12 protein-coding genes are annotated in these 16264 nt (G+C 52.8%); 2 read left to right on the top strand and 10 right to left on the bottom strand.

Annotation, left to right across the window (positions count from 1 at the left end; all coding sequences use genetic code 11):
- The first annotated feature begins 307 nt into the window (after positions 1-307).
- The gene (gene ahcY, locus ACR3ZL_RS24020; RefSeq protein WP_473650555.1) at positions 308-1648 is read left to right on the top strand and encodes an adenosylhomocysteinase; all 1341 of its coding nucleotides are present in this window, start codon (positions 308-310) and stop codon (positions 1646-1648) included.
- A 973-nt stretch (positions 1649-2621) separates the two neighbouring features.
- Entirely contained in the window at positions 2622-3860 is a 1239-nt protein-coding gene (locus tag ACR3ZL_RS24015) for a DUF1559 family PulG-like putative transporter (RefSeq protein ID WP_473650556.1), read from the top strand.
- 461 nt (positions 3861-4321) lie between these two features.
- On the opposite strand, the gene ACR3ZL_RS24010 is transcribed toward ACR3ZL_RS24015, so the two are convergent.
- The 10 genes from ACR3ZL_RS24010 to ACR3ZL_RS23965 all read right to left on the bottom strand — a co-directional run bounded on the left by ACR3ZL_RS24010 (position 4322) and on the right by ACR3ZL_RS23965 (position 16264).
- On the bottom strand, positions 4322-4738 hold the full coding sequence (locus ACR3ZL_RS24010) for a hypothetical protein (protein WP_473650558.1): 417 nt from the start codon (positions 4736-4738) through the stop codon (positions 4322-4324).
- Positions 4739-4946: 208 nt separating this feature from the next.
- On the bottom strand, positions 4947-6299 hold the full coding sequence (locus ACR3ZL_RS24005; RefSeq protein ID WP_473650559.1) for a sulfatase family protein: 1353 nt from the start codon (positions 6297-6299) through the stop codon (positions 4947-4949).
- A gap of 1010 nt (positions 6300-7309) precedes the next feature.
- Complete coding sequence (locus ACR3ZL_RS24000; protein ID WP_473650560.1) at positions 7310-9160, bottom strand: glycoside hydrolase family 97 protein; 1851 nt, start codon at positions 9158-9160, stop codon at positions 7310-7312.
- Between the two features lie 185 nt (positions 9161-9345).
- Positions 9346-10632 carry a sialate O-acetylesterase gene (locus ACR3ZL_RS23995; RefSeq protein ID WP_473650561.1) on the bottom strand — a complete coding sequence of 429 codons (1287 nt, stop codon included), beginning with the start codon at positions 10630-10632 and terminating at the stop codon, positions 9346-9348.
- Positions 10633-10669: 37 nt separating this feature from the next.
- Entirely contained in the window at positions 10670-11368 is a 699-nt protein-coding gene (locus tag ACR3ZL_RS23990) for a transposase (RefSeq protein WP_473650562.1), read from the bottom strand.
- Positions 11369-11451: 83 nt separating this feature from the next.
- Positions 11452-11730, bottom strand: coding sequence for a sulfatase-like hydrolase/transferase (locus ACR3ZL_RS23985; RefSeq protein ID WP_473650563.1), 279 nt, complete (start codon positions 11728-11730; stop codon positions 11452-11454).
- 10 nt (positions 11731-11740) lie between these two features.
- Positions 11741-11872 (bottom strand): hypothetical protein, encoded by a 132-nt coding sequence (locus tag ACR3ZL_RS23980; RefSeq protein WP_486173025.1) that lies wholly within the window; start codon positions 11870-11872, stop codon positions 11741-11743.
- Between the two features lie 150 nt (positions 11873-12022).
- Complete coding sequence (locus ACR3ZL_RS23975) at positions 12023-13261, bottom strand: DUF1552 domain-containing protein (protein ID WP_473650564.1); 1239 nt, start codon at positions 13259-13261, stop codon at positions 12023-12025.
- A gap of 54 nt (positions 13262-13315) precedes the next feature.
- Entirely contained in the window at positions 13316-15553 is a 2238-nt protein-coding gene (locus ACR3ZL_RS23970; RefSeq protein ID WP_473650565.1) for a DUF1592 domain-containing protein, read from the bottom strand.
- Positions 15554-15892: 339 nt separating this feature from the next.
- A complete protein-coding gene (locus tag ACR3ZL_RS23965) occupies positions 15893-16264 on the bottom strand; it encodes a hypothetical protein (RefSeq protein WP_473650566.1) in 372 nt (123 codons plus the stop codon).

Raw genomic sequence — 16264 nt, 5'->3', positions numbered from 1 at the left:
AGTTTGTCGACGATCGCACTGCGTGACTGCCAGGAAGGGCCATTCCAGTCCGGCTGGTCAATCCAGCCCAACCGGCCTATCCAGCTTGCCAGGCCGAATACCGGTGGCTTGCCCGAGGAAACGGGTGAAGGCCCGTTGGTCCGGAAATGGAAGCGGCCATCGGCCCAAAATGGTCTGCCAGTTGGGCTAGTAATTTTGTGATCGCGGCTACAATGTTTGGCTGAAGTGTCGGGCCAGCGGGAGTCCCTGTGATCGGTCTGTTGAGTTTCTAGAGTTAACCCTCAACCCCCTTTCCAGAGAGTTCACAATGTCACAAGTCGCTACAGAACGACTTCCTTACAAAGTCAAAGACATCTCGTTGGCCGAATACGGCCGCAAAGAGATCAACATGGCTGAAAACGAAATGCCTGGCCTAATGGCACTTCGTAAAAAGTACGGCCAATCCAAGCCGCTTGCAGGTGCCCGCATTGCCGGATGCCTGCACATGACGATCCAGACCGCTGTCTTGATCGAAACCCTGGTTGAGCTGGGCGCCGAAGTTACCTGGAGTAGCTGCAATATTTTCAGCACCCAGGATCACGCCGCTGCCGCGATCGCCGCTGCTGGAATCCCCGTTTATGCTTGGAAGGGCATGAGCGATCAAGAATTCGAATGGTGCATCGAGCAAACCTTGCACTTCCCCTCGGGCGAGCCGATCAACATGATCCTCGACGATGGTGGTGATTTGACTGCAATGGTTCACGATCAATTCCCTGAATTGCTCGACAACATCCGCGGAATCAGCGAAGAAACTACCGCTGGTGTTCACCGTTTGGAAGTTCTCAATCGTAGCGGCAAGCTTCGCGTTCCAGCGATCAACGTCAACGATTCGGCAACCAAGAGCAAGTTCGACAACCTTTACGGTTGCCGTGAATCGCTGGCTGACGGTGTTAAGCGAGCCACCGACGTCATGTTGGCTGGTAAGGTCGCCGTTGTTTGTGGTTACGGCGATGTTGGCAAGGGCTGTGCCCACAGCCTGCAACGATACGGTTGCCGCGTGTTGGTCACCGAAGTCGATCCGATCAACGCGTTGCAAGCCGCGATGGAAGGTTTCGAAGTCACCACGATGGAAGAAGCCGCCAAAGAAGGCAAGTTGTACGTCACCACGACCGGCAACAAGGACATCATCCTTGGCAAGCACATGGTCGAAATGCCGAACGACTCGATCTTGTGCAACATCGGTCACTTCGATACCGAAATCGATATCGCTTGGCTCGAAGAGCAAGTTGCTCAAGGCAAGGCCACCAAGGACGAAATCAAGCCTGCCGACGTCGGTGCCGTTGACCGTTATACGTTCAAAGAAAGCGGACGCAGCGTCATCATCTTGGCCAAGGGCCGCTTGGTGAACCTCGGTTGTGCAACTGGTCACCCTTCGTTCGTGATGAGCACCTCGTTCACCAACCAAGTGCTTGCCCAGATGGAATTGTGGCAAAGCAAGGGCGAGTACGAAGTCAAGGTTTACATGCTGCCTAAGCGTCTCGACGAAGAAGTCGCTCGCTTGCACCTGGGGCAACTTGGCGTGAAGCTGACCACCCTGACTCAAGAGCAAGCCGACTACATCGGCGTGCCGGTCGAAGGCCCATACAAGCCAGAGCACTACCGCTACTAGGCCATCAGGTCTGAATCGTTGAATTCTTGAACGCTCTCGGTTAACGCCGAGAGCGTTTTTTATTGGTTGGTGCGGTTGGTCAATGTGGTGTGTCCCTGCACGACGGTTCTGGCAAGCAATCTCATTGCCGATCACGTAAAGCAGATCGATTTCCGGTCATTTGAACGCTCTGTGTCGACGTTGTGATGGGCACCTCCAATTGGCGAAGAGCCGTATCGTTTGGTTGTCATCGATAATTCGACTGGAGGAGTGTTATTTAAGCGGTTCGTCCGGCTGGCGGCCTCGCCTAGGCCCAGTCGCACAAGCTTGTTCATAACTTCAGTGTGTTTCAAATTGAGCGTTTGGCCGTGGCTGTCTTCAAGCCAGCTTTGGCGAATAGCGGTAGTTGGATGCGTTCTTGAATGCTGACGGGACTGGAAGCGTACGCTCACTATTCGGGATTCAATTCAGTCGCCATCGCTTTGTTTCTTGTTCGAACGTCATGAAGGCGCACTTCTCTGAACCGGACCATCCGAGAGATGCGGCTTAGGTTGGTTTATCTTCGCGTGCCTGTTGGCCTGTCGGGAGGAGCAGGATTCCCGTTGTTTAAACGAGAGCCCGTGACCTGCTAAACACTTTCCGTAATTCAATATCACGCGGTTGCTACCTCCCGACTTTCACTCCTTCATTGTTGGGATTTCCGTGAACGCTAAGCGTGCAACAGGCCATTAGAAAAAGGCTGGAGCCTGGGTTGGCTGGTGCTGGTTTTGTCGCGAAATACAGCATGGAATGCTAGTTTTGGCATAGTTTGAGCAGCCGTCTCACAGCCCATTGCTCGTTGCCGCCTGAATTATGTGACAGTTGAGTTCTCGAAAAAAAGAAATTCCTAGTTAAGGATTTTATTTTCTGTCTCATCCATAGCGTCCAAAGGTGGGTTAGCTGCCTTTTTGTGGACTTAATGCACATCGTCAGCCATTTTCACAGGAATTTGACAGTGACTAGTCACTCTAAAAAAACGGGGTTCACGTTAGTTGAGCTTCTTGTCGTTATTGCCATTATTGGGGTCTTGGTGGGGCTTCTCCTCCCCGCTGTCCAAGCGGCTCGCGAAGCCGCTCGCCGTATGAGTTGTAGTAATAATTTCAAGCAACTTGGCTTGGCGATGCACAACTACCACTCTGCGTTCAAGCAAATCCCCAAGTATTCGGGCGGAACGTTCCAGCTCTCTGGTAACAACAACGATGCCAAAACTGCCCCGTTGGGCAATAACATGAACCAGTTGAGTCACTTACCTGCACTCACGCCATTCTTTGAGCAGCAAGCAATTTGGGAGCAGATCTCAAATCCCTGGCTGGTAAGTGGTGTTGGTCTTATTCCATCAATGGGGCCTGCTGCAAATATGTCAATCGGAGATCACGATTCGATCGGGAACTACGACCCTTGGTTGACGGACATTCCAACTTTGCGTTGCCCGAGTGACCCCGGTCGCGGTCTGCCAGGCCAGGGCCGAACGAATTACACCGCATGCTTGGGCGACTCGTTCGTATGGCACTATGGGCTCGATGGTCACGCTAGCAGGTGGACTATCAAGAATGATGGTACGAACCATAGCTCTGGTCGCTTTGAGCAGCATAAGCGTTGTTCAAGAGGCGTTTTTGTCCCTCGCATTGGAGGGATGGCGTTCCGCGATGTTCTTGATGGTTTGTCCAATACGATCTGCATGGGTGAAAACATTACTGATCTTGGGGACAACGACAAACGTTCCATCACCGTCTCGCTCGGAGCCAGCACTCAAGCGGGATTGAACATGGATGAAGCAGGCGAATTCCTGGCTTGCCGTCAGTATATTGACGACGAGCGTCCTCAGTTTTGGCAGTCCGGTGCGCCTACTCGAGGTGCCTCGGAACAAACTCGCGGGATGAAGTGGGCGTTGGCTTGGCCATCGATCACTGGTTGTTACACAATTCTTCCTCCCAATGCTGAAATGTGTTCAGGTAGGGACGAGCGATTTGCTGGGAATTACCCAATGTCGAGCCGCCACCAAGGTGGTTGTCACGTCCTGATGAGCGATGGGGCAGTTAAATTTGTCACAGACTCAATCGAGGCAGGCAACTCGGGCAGTGCTGTTGTCTCGATTCCAGGCAATGGATTGGACTACGGAGTTCAAAGTCCATTTGGTTTATGGGGAGCATTGGGAACCCGAGCCGCCAAAGAAACTATCGAAGAAGAGTTCTAGATCGATCGCCAGATCTGTGATCTTTATGATGCAAGGCAGGTGCCTTCCAATTGCATTCGATTGGGAGGCTGCCTGTCTTTTTTGATTTACTGCCTTTAGCAATTTTTTCCTGACTCTATGTTCCAAGAAAGTTGAATGAACATGAAGCGATTTTCGATCTTTTGTGCCTCCGTTTTTTGCTTGACTTGTATCAGCGTTGTGGGATGTGGTGATGGTGGCCCGTCTGTCCCCTCAAAAGATGCTGTATCTGCGTATTTGGATGAGCATGGCGCCGAACAAGCTGAAATGGATCGGCTACGGGCTGAGGAAGACGCAAGGATTTTGGCTGGAGAGTAAGCAAACCTCCAGTGATGTTCTTAGGCCAACGGGCTAGTCTCGGTCGTGGAAGCATCAAAGGGGTCACGGCCTCTTTGATGCGTCGGGACGCAAAACGCCTTCGGTCTCGTCATAGGATCAATGACTCAAATCTGGGGAGGTGAGCGATCAATTTGCCCCAGAAATGAACGCACGGTTGAGTATGAAAGTGCCAAGCAAGCGTACATGATTGCGCACCACGCCGGCGCAAGAAACATGCCGGTAAACGGCGCGAAATTGCGACCAACATCCGACGACCACTGCTTTATGGCTGCCTCGGCTTCAGGCGTCATCTCTGATTTATCAAACGATCCGTTTCCATCGAGGTCGAATGAATACATGTGAGATTCGATCCCCGCTTCCGTGAACGGTAACGAGGCGAGCAGCAGCCCATATGATCCGAAACACGCGAGGATGAACATTAGTGGTTCAGTTCCTGGCCGACGAAAGTGACGGCGAATGATGTACGCAAACGCGGGTGTTGCGATCGAAAGTGCCGCTAGTGTTGTCCCAGTGGTGAGCATGGATTTTAGCCGGATAGCAAAACAGTATCCTGCTCACTATCCAAGTAGATGCGAGGCCGGACGTTGCTCATGCGTGTAGTCGTTTGGAATAGCGTGCTTACGGGAGCCACGAACAACGGAGTCCTTCAAAGGAGTGGAAGGAAAAGACAGTAAGGAGAAATCTTTCCTAGTTGGGGCCGTTCTTGCGGATGGTGTCGCACTAGAACAACTAATCTGATGCGTTTGTCGTTGACAGATTTAAGCCATGGAAAGCTTTTTCAAGGCGTGATCGATTTTCTGTTTCCAACAAATCATCTTCCGAGGCGGATAGTGGGTACTGCTCTAGCGGATCCTCCGCCATGTGGAATAGACGCCCATCGTTGTAGAGTTTCCAATCTTGATTTCGCACCCATCGTAATCCTGAACTTTCTCCATCCGGTTCAACCCCGCCCGGTTTGGGCAAAACTGCTTCTTCGCAGTACGCGAACGATCGTGGCGATGAACCGGTGCCTCTCAACCGGTCGGCAAAGCTAACGCCATCTAACTGCAAGTTATCGGGAACTGGCTGATTCGTGAGTTCCATAAACGTCGGCAGAAAGTCACTCAAGTCGACTAGGTCATCAACGACTTGGCCGGGTTGGATCGTTCCAAGCCAATTGGCGATCATCGGGACATTGGTCCCTGCATTGGTTAACTGCTTCTTTCCACCTGGAATGTCCAAGCCGTTGCAGCGTGAAACTACTGGAACCCTACTCAATTCTTGTCCCTCCGCACGAATGATGATCTCAGGCGGTGTTCCATTGTCCGCTAAGAAAATGATCAGAGTCTTTTCTCTCAACTTTAGTGCGTTCAAAGCGGCGATTAATCGACCTACGTTGCGATCGGTCTCGGCGACCATCTCGGCATAATTGTCGTAGCGATCAAAAGGTCCGTGTGGGACGGGTGGCGTTAAGTCATCGGTCACTTCATGTGCGAGCGCCATTGAATAGTAAGCCAGGAAAGGTTGATCACGATTTGCCTTCATGAAATCGATAACGCTGCGAACATACAGGTCCGGACCGTAGAATCCGGTCGTGTCAGTTCGCACGGATCCGTTTTGGTGGATCATCGACTCGTAGTAGCGGGGGCCTTCGTGCCAACCAAAAAGATCCCAGTGATCAAACCCTAGACGCCTTGGATGGAACGGATCATCGCCTAGTAGACATAACTGCCATTTGCCAGCGATTGCGGTCTTGTACCCCGCATGTTTAAGAAGATTGGAGAAAGTAAACGGTTCCGCCTGCTTTGGAAAATCTCCCCAACTCACTTGGCCATGACGAAAAGGATAACGACCCGTCATCAGGGTCAGTCGTGACGGATGGCAGACCGGCATGCTGAAAGCCTGATTGAACTTCATGCCCGTCCGGGCTAAATCGTTCAGGTGTGGAGTGTCGTAAGATTGACCTCCATAGCACTCTAAAACTTCTTGACCGATGTCGTCGGCAAAGATGAAAAGAATATTCGGTTGCAGATTATCGTTTGCACTACTAACGCTGACCCAGCCCAGAACGATACACAAGGCTGCTTTGATTGCATTTTTCATGCTTCTAAGTTTAGTCGAAACGGTTAAGCGAGTGTTTAGCTAACCGAATGTCTTCCCCTGTTGGAAGAGTGCAACTGAATTGTCTGGCGATGACGGCGGTGTGCCAAGCTCGTTTCGCAAAACCCGAGGTGATAATCAGGGTGGCCTAATGTCTTCGGGCTGTCAGCTCACTTCTCTGTGTTCTTATTGGTAAGCAACGGCCGTATGCTTGCTGTTTGGCTCGCCGCGAATTTCCGCCGATGGGATTGTGGTGGCCGATGTCTTGTTTAGCGAACTCAATTTCTTTCATGAGTACCTCGGCAACCTCCGGGTGCGACTTGGCAACTTTGGTGGTGTCGCTGACATCTTCATCAAGGTTGAAGAACGTCAGCACTTCAATAGTAAGGGCGTTTCTTCTTGGAAATATGTGCCTGCCTTAACGTTCCTTCTTTTGTGCGATCGAGATCAGAGTAAGGGAGATGCAACTTCCACTTTCCCTGTTTTACCGCTCGCAACGCTTGATGTTGGTAGAAGAAGAATGGCGGATCAATTTCTGTTTCAGTGCCGTGAACGATTCCAGGGAGATCTGGCCCATCAGTTACTCAGTCATCAGGAAGATCGCCGCCTGTCCGTTTCGCGATCATTGGAAGCAGATCGATGTTCGCATCGACGAGATCCGAACTGCTTCCGGCCGGCCACCTTACCCGGCGCCCGACTGATGAGAGGAACACGGAACCCACCGTTGTAAGTACTAGTGCTTCATCTACATTTCATTTTGGGGTTGATCGTAGTGGATGAGGCGACGAATCCTATCCACTCACCGACCAGACGAGCTCGTCGCCTCGCCCAATACACCCAACTTGAATCTGGATGAAGCACTAGTCTTGACTGTACGCAGTGGTTCATCGTGCCCCACGTGATCGCCGTCTCTCTACCACGGACCACTAGCGCTCTTAAAAACCACACAGTCGTTTTCATAGCAGAAAGTGCGTTGATCACACTCTAGGGGACACTTCAGTAACTCAGCGAGGTCACTTCGTTGAAGTTGGGGAAATGATGATTGCACACCCACTTCCGAAGCTCATCGTGGCCGTCAGCGAACTGCTCGACGTGACCGCACGCGACTGGACCGTGACCAGCTTTTTGTCCTCGGGATTCTCGGAAAAAATCTTCGCCGTGTACTCTCCAGGGCCGAGGAAGTCCAACGGGATGTCGAGGCTTCGGGCTTCGTCAACGATCGTTCCCACAAACCAACGCTCACCTTTCTTGCGGGCCACGGTCATGTAGCTGCCGATCGATCCATGAATCACTTTTGAATCATCCCATGTCGTCGGCATCTCCTTCCAAAACTCCAACTCAGGATACGATCGTCCGGCATAGCGATCGGCTTGGTCATACCAGTGCAGGTATTGCAGTGGGCTATAAAACACGACACCCAACGCCAGCTGAAACGAGCGGCTCACCACGCGACCGTTGAGGTAGCAGGGAGTGTAATCACCCGCTCCGGCGATCATCCGAGCATAGGATGTGGTCAGAACGTTCTTCGGTGGGTTCCCCCGCTCCGGAGATTCCTCGTTGCCAAGGATCCCTTCGACCGTCAAAACATTTGGGTAGGTTCTCTCGATTCCTGTCAGCCGAAAGTTATCGTGGATGTCAACGATCAGCTTGTATTTCGCGGCCGTCTTGATCGAGGCGAACAAGAACTCCATGTCGGACTGACTCTTCCAATCGACAAATCCGAACTTCACGCCCCGAATGCCCCATTGCTGGTAGGTGCGAAAGGTCTTGTCCAGATCGTATCGCGACATCGCAATCTTGTTGATGTAACAAATCAGACCGATCCCGTGTTCGTCCGCATATCGAATCGTCTCCGGCATGTCGATGGAATCAACAACCGTCAACGGGTTGGAATCAGCCGCACGTTCGGGCCCATACCAGCCCGCGTCATAGTGCACGTATTGGTAATTGTTGGCGGCGGCGTAGTCGATGATCGCCTTGGCTGCGTCAGTCGCGAGATTGCTTCGCCAGACCTTGCCGGGTTTGATCCAAGACGTGTCATCAAACGCACTCGGTTCCGAAAGATTCTGCAGTAAGTAATGGTGTTCGACCAGCGTGCCGGGATGGTCGGCAACCATAACCACACGCCATGGCGTGGTGAGAGAATCATTGGCCGAAACCGTTCCGCTGCGAAATCGAGTGATCAATTGCAGCTTGCCGGATCGATTCAGCATCATCGGTGCGTAGTGTTCAAGACTCCCTGCTTCGGCGATCGCAACAAAATGCGATTTCGTTTCCAACAATAAGGGACGAATCGCCTGGTCCGGCATCTCAGACAATTGCACCTTGGAATACTCCGCCTGCGGGTAGTCGTCCCAGTAGACCAAGTGATCGTCGGTGAATTGGAACCGGCTGTCTTCCGAGCGGAGCGTGATTTTCGAGACGCCTTCCTGCGCGGGAATCATGTAGCGAAACGCAACGCCTTCATCGTACGCACGGAACGTGAGATCGAGCCTTCGCTTCTTGCCAGACGCTTCCCGAAGTTGAACGACACACTCGTTGTAGGCATCTGGGTAGGAACTTTTGGAGCCGACCACGGGAACCCAACTGTCATCCTGCGACGTGGTCTGGGTATCCTCGACCACAAACCGGTCGCTGAAGCCATCGCCTTCGAGGTCCAACGAGAGACCCGAATCGGAAAGGATGGCCGTTCCCCGATAGGAGACATTGTAATGCGGCACTCCGTCTTTCAGCAAAAACCGAATCAGATGGTTTCCTGACGGGGATGAAACGCTCACATCGTCAGCTAGTAAACGGCCGCTGAACGCTGAAAGAATTAACAAACAGACGATTGGTAATAGAGACAGCTTTGACATTGAGTTCATGGTGGGAGGCGTGGGGTTCGTGGATACGATCGCAGGACCGGTTCCTAACAGGATTCCGCAGGAGCAACGATTCGCCAAAAGAGCAAACCCGAGACAAGGAAACTATCAATGGGCGAACCGAGCGCGAGCAACTTCAAGCTGCTGCGTCGAGCTCATACTTTACCCGATAGGAACTGGGCTGACACTTACTGAGCCTGATTACTTAACAAAGCTTCCGCAAATGCCTGCCCTGCTTGCGCATGGAATTTGGCACTTCCGTAGTAATGCACAAAGCCACCGGTTCCCGACGCTCGCTCTTTAAATGCGAGTTCTTCGGGTGTGAAGATCTCCGAGGTGTAATCCTCCATGAACCGCTTGATGTCCGCCTGGCTCATGGAACCGTCGGCGTTGGGGCCGGAATCAGATTTCTTATAGATGCTCGTCCGCATTCGCTGGACTTTGAGCTGTTTCATCCCAAGATTTCCTAGCTTGTCGTCCCAGAAAGGAGCGGTGGGAACGGCCATGACCGAATCTTTGAATTCGTCGAGTTGAGCCGGCGCCGCCATGGCCCTACGTAGGCGTTCCATCTTCTCTTGGGCATTCGGTGGCCCCGAAAATAGCCCAGGAGTGTGATTCCCATTGACGCCAATCACGCCGATTGCAAACGGCAGTTCCGGTGCGTTCAAGTCGTTCCGCACGTCGCGAATCAGGTGACACAACAAGTCGCTGTACGTGGCAAACTGCGCGTCTCCCTTCGACGCTGGGTACTCTGCGGTCGCAGCGTAGTCATTCCACCCCTGAAACCAAACAAAGCCCGCGAGCTCATATCCCGCTTCTGGCTCATACTCCGGACACACGCGTTTGATATCGCCGAGGACTTTTTTCACATGCTCAATCATGTAGTGGTAGTACTTGCCCGAGTATTCCTCGACCTCGCCTTGCTTCGCTTCAAGAACTCCTTTCTCGCGAAACTTTTCGACCAATTCAGCCGGCAACTGATACTCATCGGCACTCGGCGGTCGGTACTCAAGATGTAGGCTCTTTCCACCCCATGCCGTTTTGATAATCAGAATGGGCCCGCCATAATGCCTCTCCATCGTGATCCCAAACGTGTACTCCGGTCCAATGCAATCACCAGGCGTGGCCGGATCCTCTCGGCGAAGCCCGTAGCCCGGGGAAAGTTTCCCCAACCCCTCGCCACCATAGGTCCGGTACTTGCCATTGAGCGATGATATCCAAACACGCTCGCATGTCTTGGGCTTGCCCTCTTTATCGAGCATGCTCTTGTACAACCCAGCGGTCGCCGGATCCTCGCCGATGTAGTCGATCGTTGAAATCGCTCCCGTACCGACCATGTTGGACTGCCCCACCAAAACATAAACTCGCAAAGGTTTCTTACCGCCTTCGGCAAACGAGTTAACGTGACCGAACAGTGTCGCCGTGATTAGCAATACCAAGCCGATTCGCCAGGCGTGAGGTCTTTCTAACAGCATCGAAGTTTCTTTTCTAGAAGTTGTTGAAACAAAGGGGTCAGGCCTCTTTGTTTAGGTTTTTGGGGAAGCGAACACGTTTTCGTCCTCGAGGTCGCATCGTTGATTCAAGATTGAGACGGCGTGCGATCGATTCGACCCAGCTATCATTTCCCAAGGGTTTGCCTCGTTGGGCTGACAGTCGGACCGCTGCGAGCTCATTTTCGCTAAGTGGTTCGTTGACTCGCTGGACCCATCGAGGCTGTCGTGGCAAGGGCCATGGCGACAGAAGTGGCGGGTTCGGCTCCGGTTTGCGTAACCATCGCCAAAGCGATCCCCATCGCCAAGCTTCTGCTCGTCGCACTAATCCTGCTCGCAACGCATTTCGTTCGACGTATCGGCAAGCGACAAAGAAATGTTCATCGTCTTGAATGGGGAAACTTTTGTAGCGTTGCTGGTACACGTGCCCCATCCCGCTAGTGTGATAGTGTGCGTGGTATCGCATCGTATGCGTTCCGCCAACCCAACCCATGAAGCGACTCATCTCACCATCCACCAATGGTCGAAGCACCAGGTGATAGTGATTGGGCATCAGTTGGAACGAGTACATCTCTACTTGATGGATCTGCAGTGCTTCGTACAGAATCCGTTCGAAGGCAATGTAATCTTCTTCCTTATGGAAAATCTCCGCACGCAGATTGCCGCGGTTCAAAGCGTGGTACAGTCCTCCAGCTTCATCGGCTCGGGGTGGTCGAGGCATGAAAGAAGTCTCCCATGAAAGGTGATCTCAGCAGTTTAACGCATCTCATTGCCCATTAAAGAGGCCTGACCCCTTTGATGCCCTCACTGGCCATGGCGAAAAGGATACCGGCCCGTCATCAGGGTCAGTCGTGACGGATGGCAGACCGGCATGCTGAAAGCCTGATTGAACTTCATGCCTGTCCGGGCTAACTCATTCAGGTGCGGAGTGTCGTAAGATTGGCCTCCGTAGCACTCTAAAACTTCCTGGCCGATGTCGTCGGCAAAGATGAAAAGAATGTTCGGTTGCGTATCATCGTCTGCTTTAGTGACGCTGACCCAGCCCAGAACGATACACATGATTACTTTGATTGCATTTTTCATGCATCCGAGTTTAATCGAAAGCGTCATCGGGGTGTCTCGCCGACCGAGTGTCATTCCGAGTGAAGACGCGTGCTTTCGACTCACCTGCGATGGATCGCGATGAATCAATGTCGTTGCGAGAAACCAGTAAGAGGAAATCCAAGGGGGTGAGTCCCTTGGTTTCTTTAGTCGTTGTCCTGGTCAAAAAGGCACGCCACGCAGATTGCTACGGTTCAAAACGTGGTACGTCCCACAAACTTGCTCGGCTAAGTGTGATCGAGGCATGGCTGACGATCGATCACCGCTGCTCGGCTTATCCAAATCCGATTTCGTTGAGGACTCCGTTGCTGTTGGCGAACTTGTCTTGCTCAACGCCGACATGTCGTAGCATGGATAACCAAAGGTTGGCCAGCGGCGTGACCTTTGGAGTGTAGACGAGGTTCTGGCCCTGCTTCAGGCCGCCACCACCATGTCCGGCAAGTAGCATCGGCACGTTGCTGGTGTTGTGACCCTGACGCAGTGTCGAACCGTAGGCAACCAATGAATGATCCAACAGCGAGCTGCCGTCCGATTCTTTGGTGTTCTTAAGCTTTCGAATGAACCCGGACACCAATTCCGACAACATGCGGTCGCGTCGTTGGTGGATGGCATTGGGATCCAACTCGCCGGAAGCTTGATGACTCATCTTGTGGGGATTCGTCCGAGTGCTTAGTGCGTCGAGCACGCGATTGGTGGGAAGCATGTAGGTCACCACTCGTGTCGAGTCGGATTGCAGTGCGGCGACCATCATGTCCAACACCAATTCAATTTCTTCATCCCCACCGATCTTTGCTGATGGGTTCGGAAACGGGGCTTTGGGGTACGGTATTGCTGACCACTCGGCTGCTTTGGTCAGTCGTGATTCGATATTGCGAATCGACGTGAAGTATTCGTCGACACGATGCCGATCCGACGAACTGATTTCGCCATTCAAACGTTTCGCATTTCCCAAGATGGCGTCCAGGCCGCTTTGTTGACGAGCTAACTTGGCTTGGATTTCTTTGGCTTTTCCTCCGGTGCCAAACAGGGTCGCGTAGATCCCCGTCATTTCGCGGTAGAGCCCAACGGGTTTGCCATCCGAGCCCCAGGAAGCGTAGCTGCCATGTCCATCGACACGCCAAGGAGCCCCTGCGAGAGCCAGCGAACCGTGGCGAGTGTCTTTTCCGAGAACACCGGCGGCCAGTTGGTCGACTGAAACCGAGTTCCCCTGGCTTCCCTTGCCCAAGTTCGCGCAGGTTAAAAAGTTTTGCGAGCCAGCGTGCGGGTTGGCCATCCGCTGGTTGGTCAAGTTTTGGATGATCGAGAAATCGGATTTGAGATCTCGGAAGGATTCCAACAAGGGTGGCAGCTCGTATTCAGAGCCCACTTGGTCGGTCGACGGAAACCAGTTTTCTCCGTTGACACCGTAGCCCATTGCCAGGAACACCAATCGTTTAGGAATCGCTGACGAGCCGCTCGCGGCATGAACAGTGGATTCCAAACGCGGCAACACCAGAGCCGTTGCTCCAGACATCAACATTCTTCTTCGGTGAATCGTATTCATTTGATGTCCTTGATTTCTCGAAACTTAGTGGGTCCGAAACGCGTCCGATCTTAACACGGCAACGAGGATCGAAAGTGCGGGGAAATCGGCGGCGTTCGCCCTTCTGACAATATCGTCGATAATGGTCTTGTCAGCGACGCCTACCGTGCGTCCGTTGGCCATCGAAAGCAATGCTTCGATGTACGCCTGCACCAATTGATGATCCTTGGAAAGCAAGGCTTCCTTCAAGCCATCCACCCCGCGGATACGTCGCCCCTGAACCCGACCATTTATTTCCAGAGGCAGTTCGATGGTTAGGTTTTTGCCTTTGCGGCGATCACGTGCACTCAACTTGTCGATGTTGGGATTGAGTCGTTGGTCCACGGTGCGGAAAAGTCCCACCGCGTCGAGTTCCTCCAGTCCCATACCGACAGGATCGATACTGTTATGACATGAGGCGCATTGCGGAGCCTTGCGATGCATGCTGATCAAATCCACCGCCGTCATTGTCGCGACTGCTTTACCCGTGGTTGGCAGTTCATCGACCAGCGGCGGTGGCGTTCCCGGTGGATCGTTGAGTAGTTTTCTTGCCACAAACGCACCGCGTTCCACGATCGAGGTTCGGTCGCCCGTTCCCGTCTGCATCATGATGCCCGCGTGAGTGAGAATGCCGCCTCGTCTTGAACCCTCGGGTACCGGCACAACACGAAATGCATTGCCGCTAATTCCGGAAAGCCCGTAATGTTCGGCTGTGAAACCGTTGGCCAGCATGAAGTCAGAATCGATCAGATTGCGGAGCGATAAATTTTCGCGAATCACATGCGAAACAAACTGGACCGTTTCTTGTTTGAGCGACTCTTTGGCGTTGGGGTTGAAGTCGCGGAACACTCTTTCGTCGACGGCGACCTCATCCTGCCGGTCGAGTTCGAGCCACTGAGTGACAAAGTCTTCCAGGAAACGCTCAAACTTTTGGTCCTTCACCATCCGGGCGAACTGCTGCTTCCTAACTTCGGGGTCGTACCATTTTTGGGACTGGGCCAAACCAATCAACTCGTCATCGGGAGCGGAACGCCACAGGAAGTACGAAACCCGATTGACCATTTCGACTGGCGAAACGTAGCGGGACTGCTTGGCCGCGCCTCGGTTCTCGAAGTGAAACATTGCTTCCATCGTGCACATCGAAAGTGCCATTGGTTCCACCATCGCTTGCCAAAACGTTTCGCCGTTCTGGCGTCCGATGCGAAAGCTCTCGTGCAGATCGCTGACTAATTTACGATCAACCCGACGACCGCGGTTCATCATCGTGACGAATTGCAAAATCAAATCGTCGGCGGCTGAGTCCGGAACTCGATCACCGTAGCGGCTGCGGACGTTTTCAAAAAATTCGTATGGCTGCGGATTGATGACCTGAAAGTTTTGTATTTCTCCAACGACCACTTCCGGACTTGCCTTCCATTCGACTTTGCCTTGTTCGTGGAACGTGTAGTCAATGTGCTGTGGAGCATCAGGTGTACCCGTGACCTCGAAGATCGGTGTAAGACGTGGCCCAAAGTAAACTCGAGTGGAAGAACTCGGATCTTTCCGCCAACATACCAGACGAGCAATTTGGTGACCGGCGGGAGGGACGTCATCTCCCTTGATGCCAAATGTCTTTTTCTTCGACAGTCGCATCGCCGCATTCTTCAGTTTCTTTTGTCCCGGCTCGCTGTTGCGACTAGCGATGAATCGCTTTGCTGCTTTGCGTGCGACTTCAAGGCAGGCTTCGATGTGCATGTCCGTGGTATAGAGAGCCTCGGCTTGAGTATCGAAGCTACCGGTGTTGCCGTCCTGAGGAAGTTGCTTCGGGTCAACATGAACGCCCAGCAAGTCCGACAACGTATTGACGTATTCCGTTCTCGTGAGCCGGCGTACTGGTTTACCGCCCCCGGAACTGTGTTTCGCTTTGGCCTGGGCAATGTGTCTGCCGAGAACTTCGGTGATCTCTATTAGTTCTTTGGCCGAAGGGCGGGGCTGGCCTTCCGGTGGCATGGACTCGATGACAATTTCGTCCAAGACATTCTGCAGATCGTCGACGCTTGCCAAGTCATCCAAATTCCAGTTCAGTTGATCAACGCGAATTCCGCCTTCTTCTTTTGCCGGGCCATGGCACTCTTGGCAGTGATTTTTCAGAAACGGTTGAACCTTCTGGACGAAGTCTTGTTCGCTTGCTTGTACGTTCCCGCCTGAAAGTCCCCACAAGGCAATCATCAGCGTCAAAAGGAAGCGGATGGGGTGAGGTCTCATCGTCGATCGGCAACTTCTGTTATGCAGATTCAATCGCAGCCTCCACTGGAATCGTGCGCGGCTTTCAGGTGACGTATTCATGGAAAGGGCATCGTGGGAATGCTAACCAACAAAGCGATTGCTATCGGAATCCACTACGGGCAGGCTGTGCTGTCCACCTGAGCACCCCATCGGGTCAGAACCATTCTACTCTAGTTTTCGGATTGATTCTGAAACGGCGATAACGCCGGCAATGGCTGCTGGGGGATGCGTATTTCAGGGATTTGAAAGCCATTTGGAAACCAGCTGAGCGGCATTCGGCGCCTGCCCCTTTGATCGCCTCCCTCTTTGATCTGATCCTCAACGCTGTGTTCCGCTTTTGGTATTCAATACGTCGAGGAGTTCAATGCAGGCTATGCGGTCGAACGCAATATACGCCTGGGTTCCCGCTGCCACGACTTCGACACGTGTGAATCTGGTGTAATCATCGGAGACAATGCCACCCAGAAAACGCTTTCCACTGATGTCGACGAATGAAGCATTCGTGAGAACCGTTCGCTGGACATCCCCGCCTCGGAGGTTGTAGGCAACCAAACACGGTGAATCACCGAAGTCGTGAACTTCTTCAAGTTGGGGGCTCGCAGCAGTATCAGCCATCGCGATCCGGTACGTTGCAATGACAAGTAGAGCGATGGTGGAAAGAACGAGCGATTGCCGTGTGAGTAGTTGCAT

This window comes from Rhodopirellula sp. J20-39, from assembly GCF_057365095.1.
Note: the sequence above shows the minus strand (reverse complement) of the source record. Positions and strands in the feature narration are given on the sequence as shown.

Excerpts from the sequence above, each read along its gene's own strand:
- ahcY (WP_473650555.1), top strand. The coding sequence starts at position 308 with ATGTCACAAGTCGCTACAGAACGACTTCCTTACAAAGTCAAAGACATC.
- ACR3ZL_RS23995 (WP_473650561.1), bottom strand. The coding sequence starts at position 10,632 with ATGCTGTTAGAAAGACCTCACGCCTGGCGAATCGGCTTGGTATTGCTA.
- ACR3ZL_RS23990 (WP_473650562.1), bottom strand. The coding sequence starts at position 11,368 with ATGCCTCGACCACCCCGAGCCGATGAAGCTGGAGGACTGTACCACGCT.
- ACR3ZL_RS24000 (WP_473650560.1), bottom strand. The coding sequence starts at position 9,160 with ATGAACTCAATGTCAAAGCTGTCTCTATTACCAATCGTCTGTTTGTTA.
- ACR3ZL_RS23970 (WP_473650565.1), bottom strand. The coding sequence starts at position 15,553 with ATGAGACCTCACCCCATCCGCTTCCTTTTGACGCTGATGATTGCCTTG.
- ACR3ZL_RS23985 (WP_473650563.1), bottom strand. The coding sequence starts at position 11,730 with ATGAAAAATGCAATCAAAGTAATCATGTGTATCGTTCTGGGCTGGGTC.
- ACR3ZL_RS24005 (WP_473650559.1), bottom strand. The coding sequence starts at position 6,299 with ATGAAAAATGCAATCAAAGCAGCCTTGTGTATCGTTCTGGGCTGGGTC.
- ACR3ZL_RS23965 (WP_473650566.1), bottom strand. The coding sequence starts at position 16,264 with ATGCAACTACTCACACGGCAATCGCTCGTTCTTTCCACCATCGCTCTA.
- ACR3ZL_RS23975 (WP_473650564.1), bottom strand. The coding sequence starts at position 13,261 with ATGTCTGGAGCAACGGCTCTGGTGTTGCCGCGTTTGGAATCCACTGTT.
- ACR3ZL_RS24010 (WP_473650558.1), bottom strand. The coding sequence starts at position 4,738 with ATGCTCACCACTGGGACAACACTAGCGGCACTTTCGATCGCAACACCC.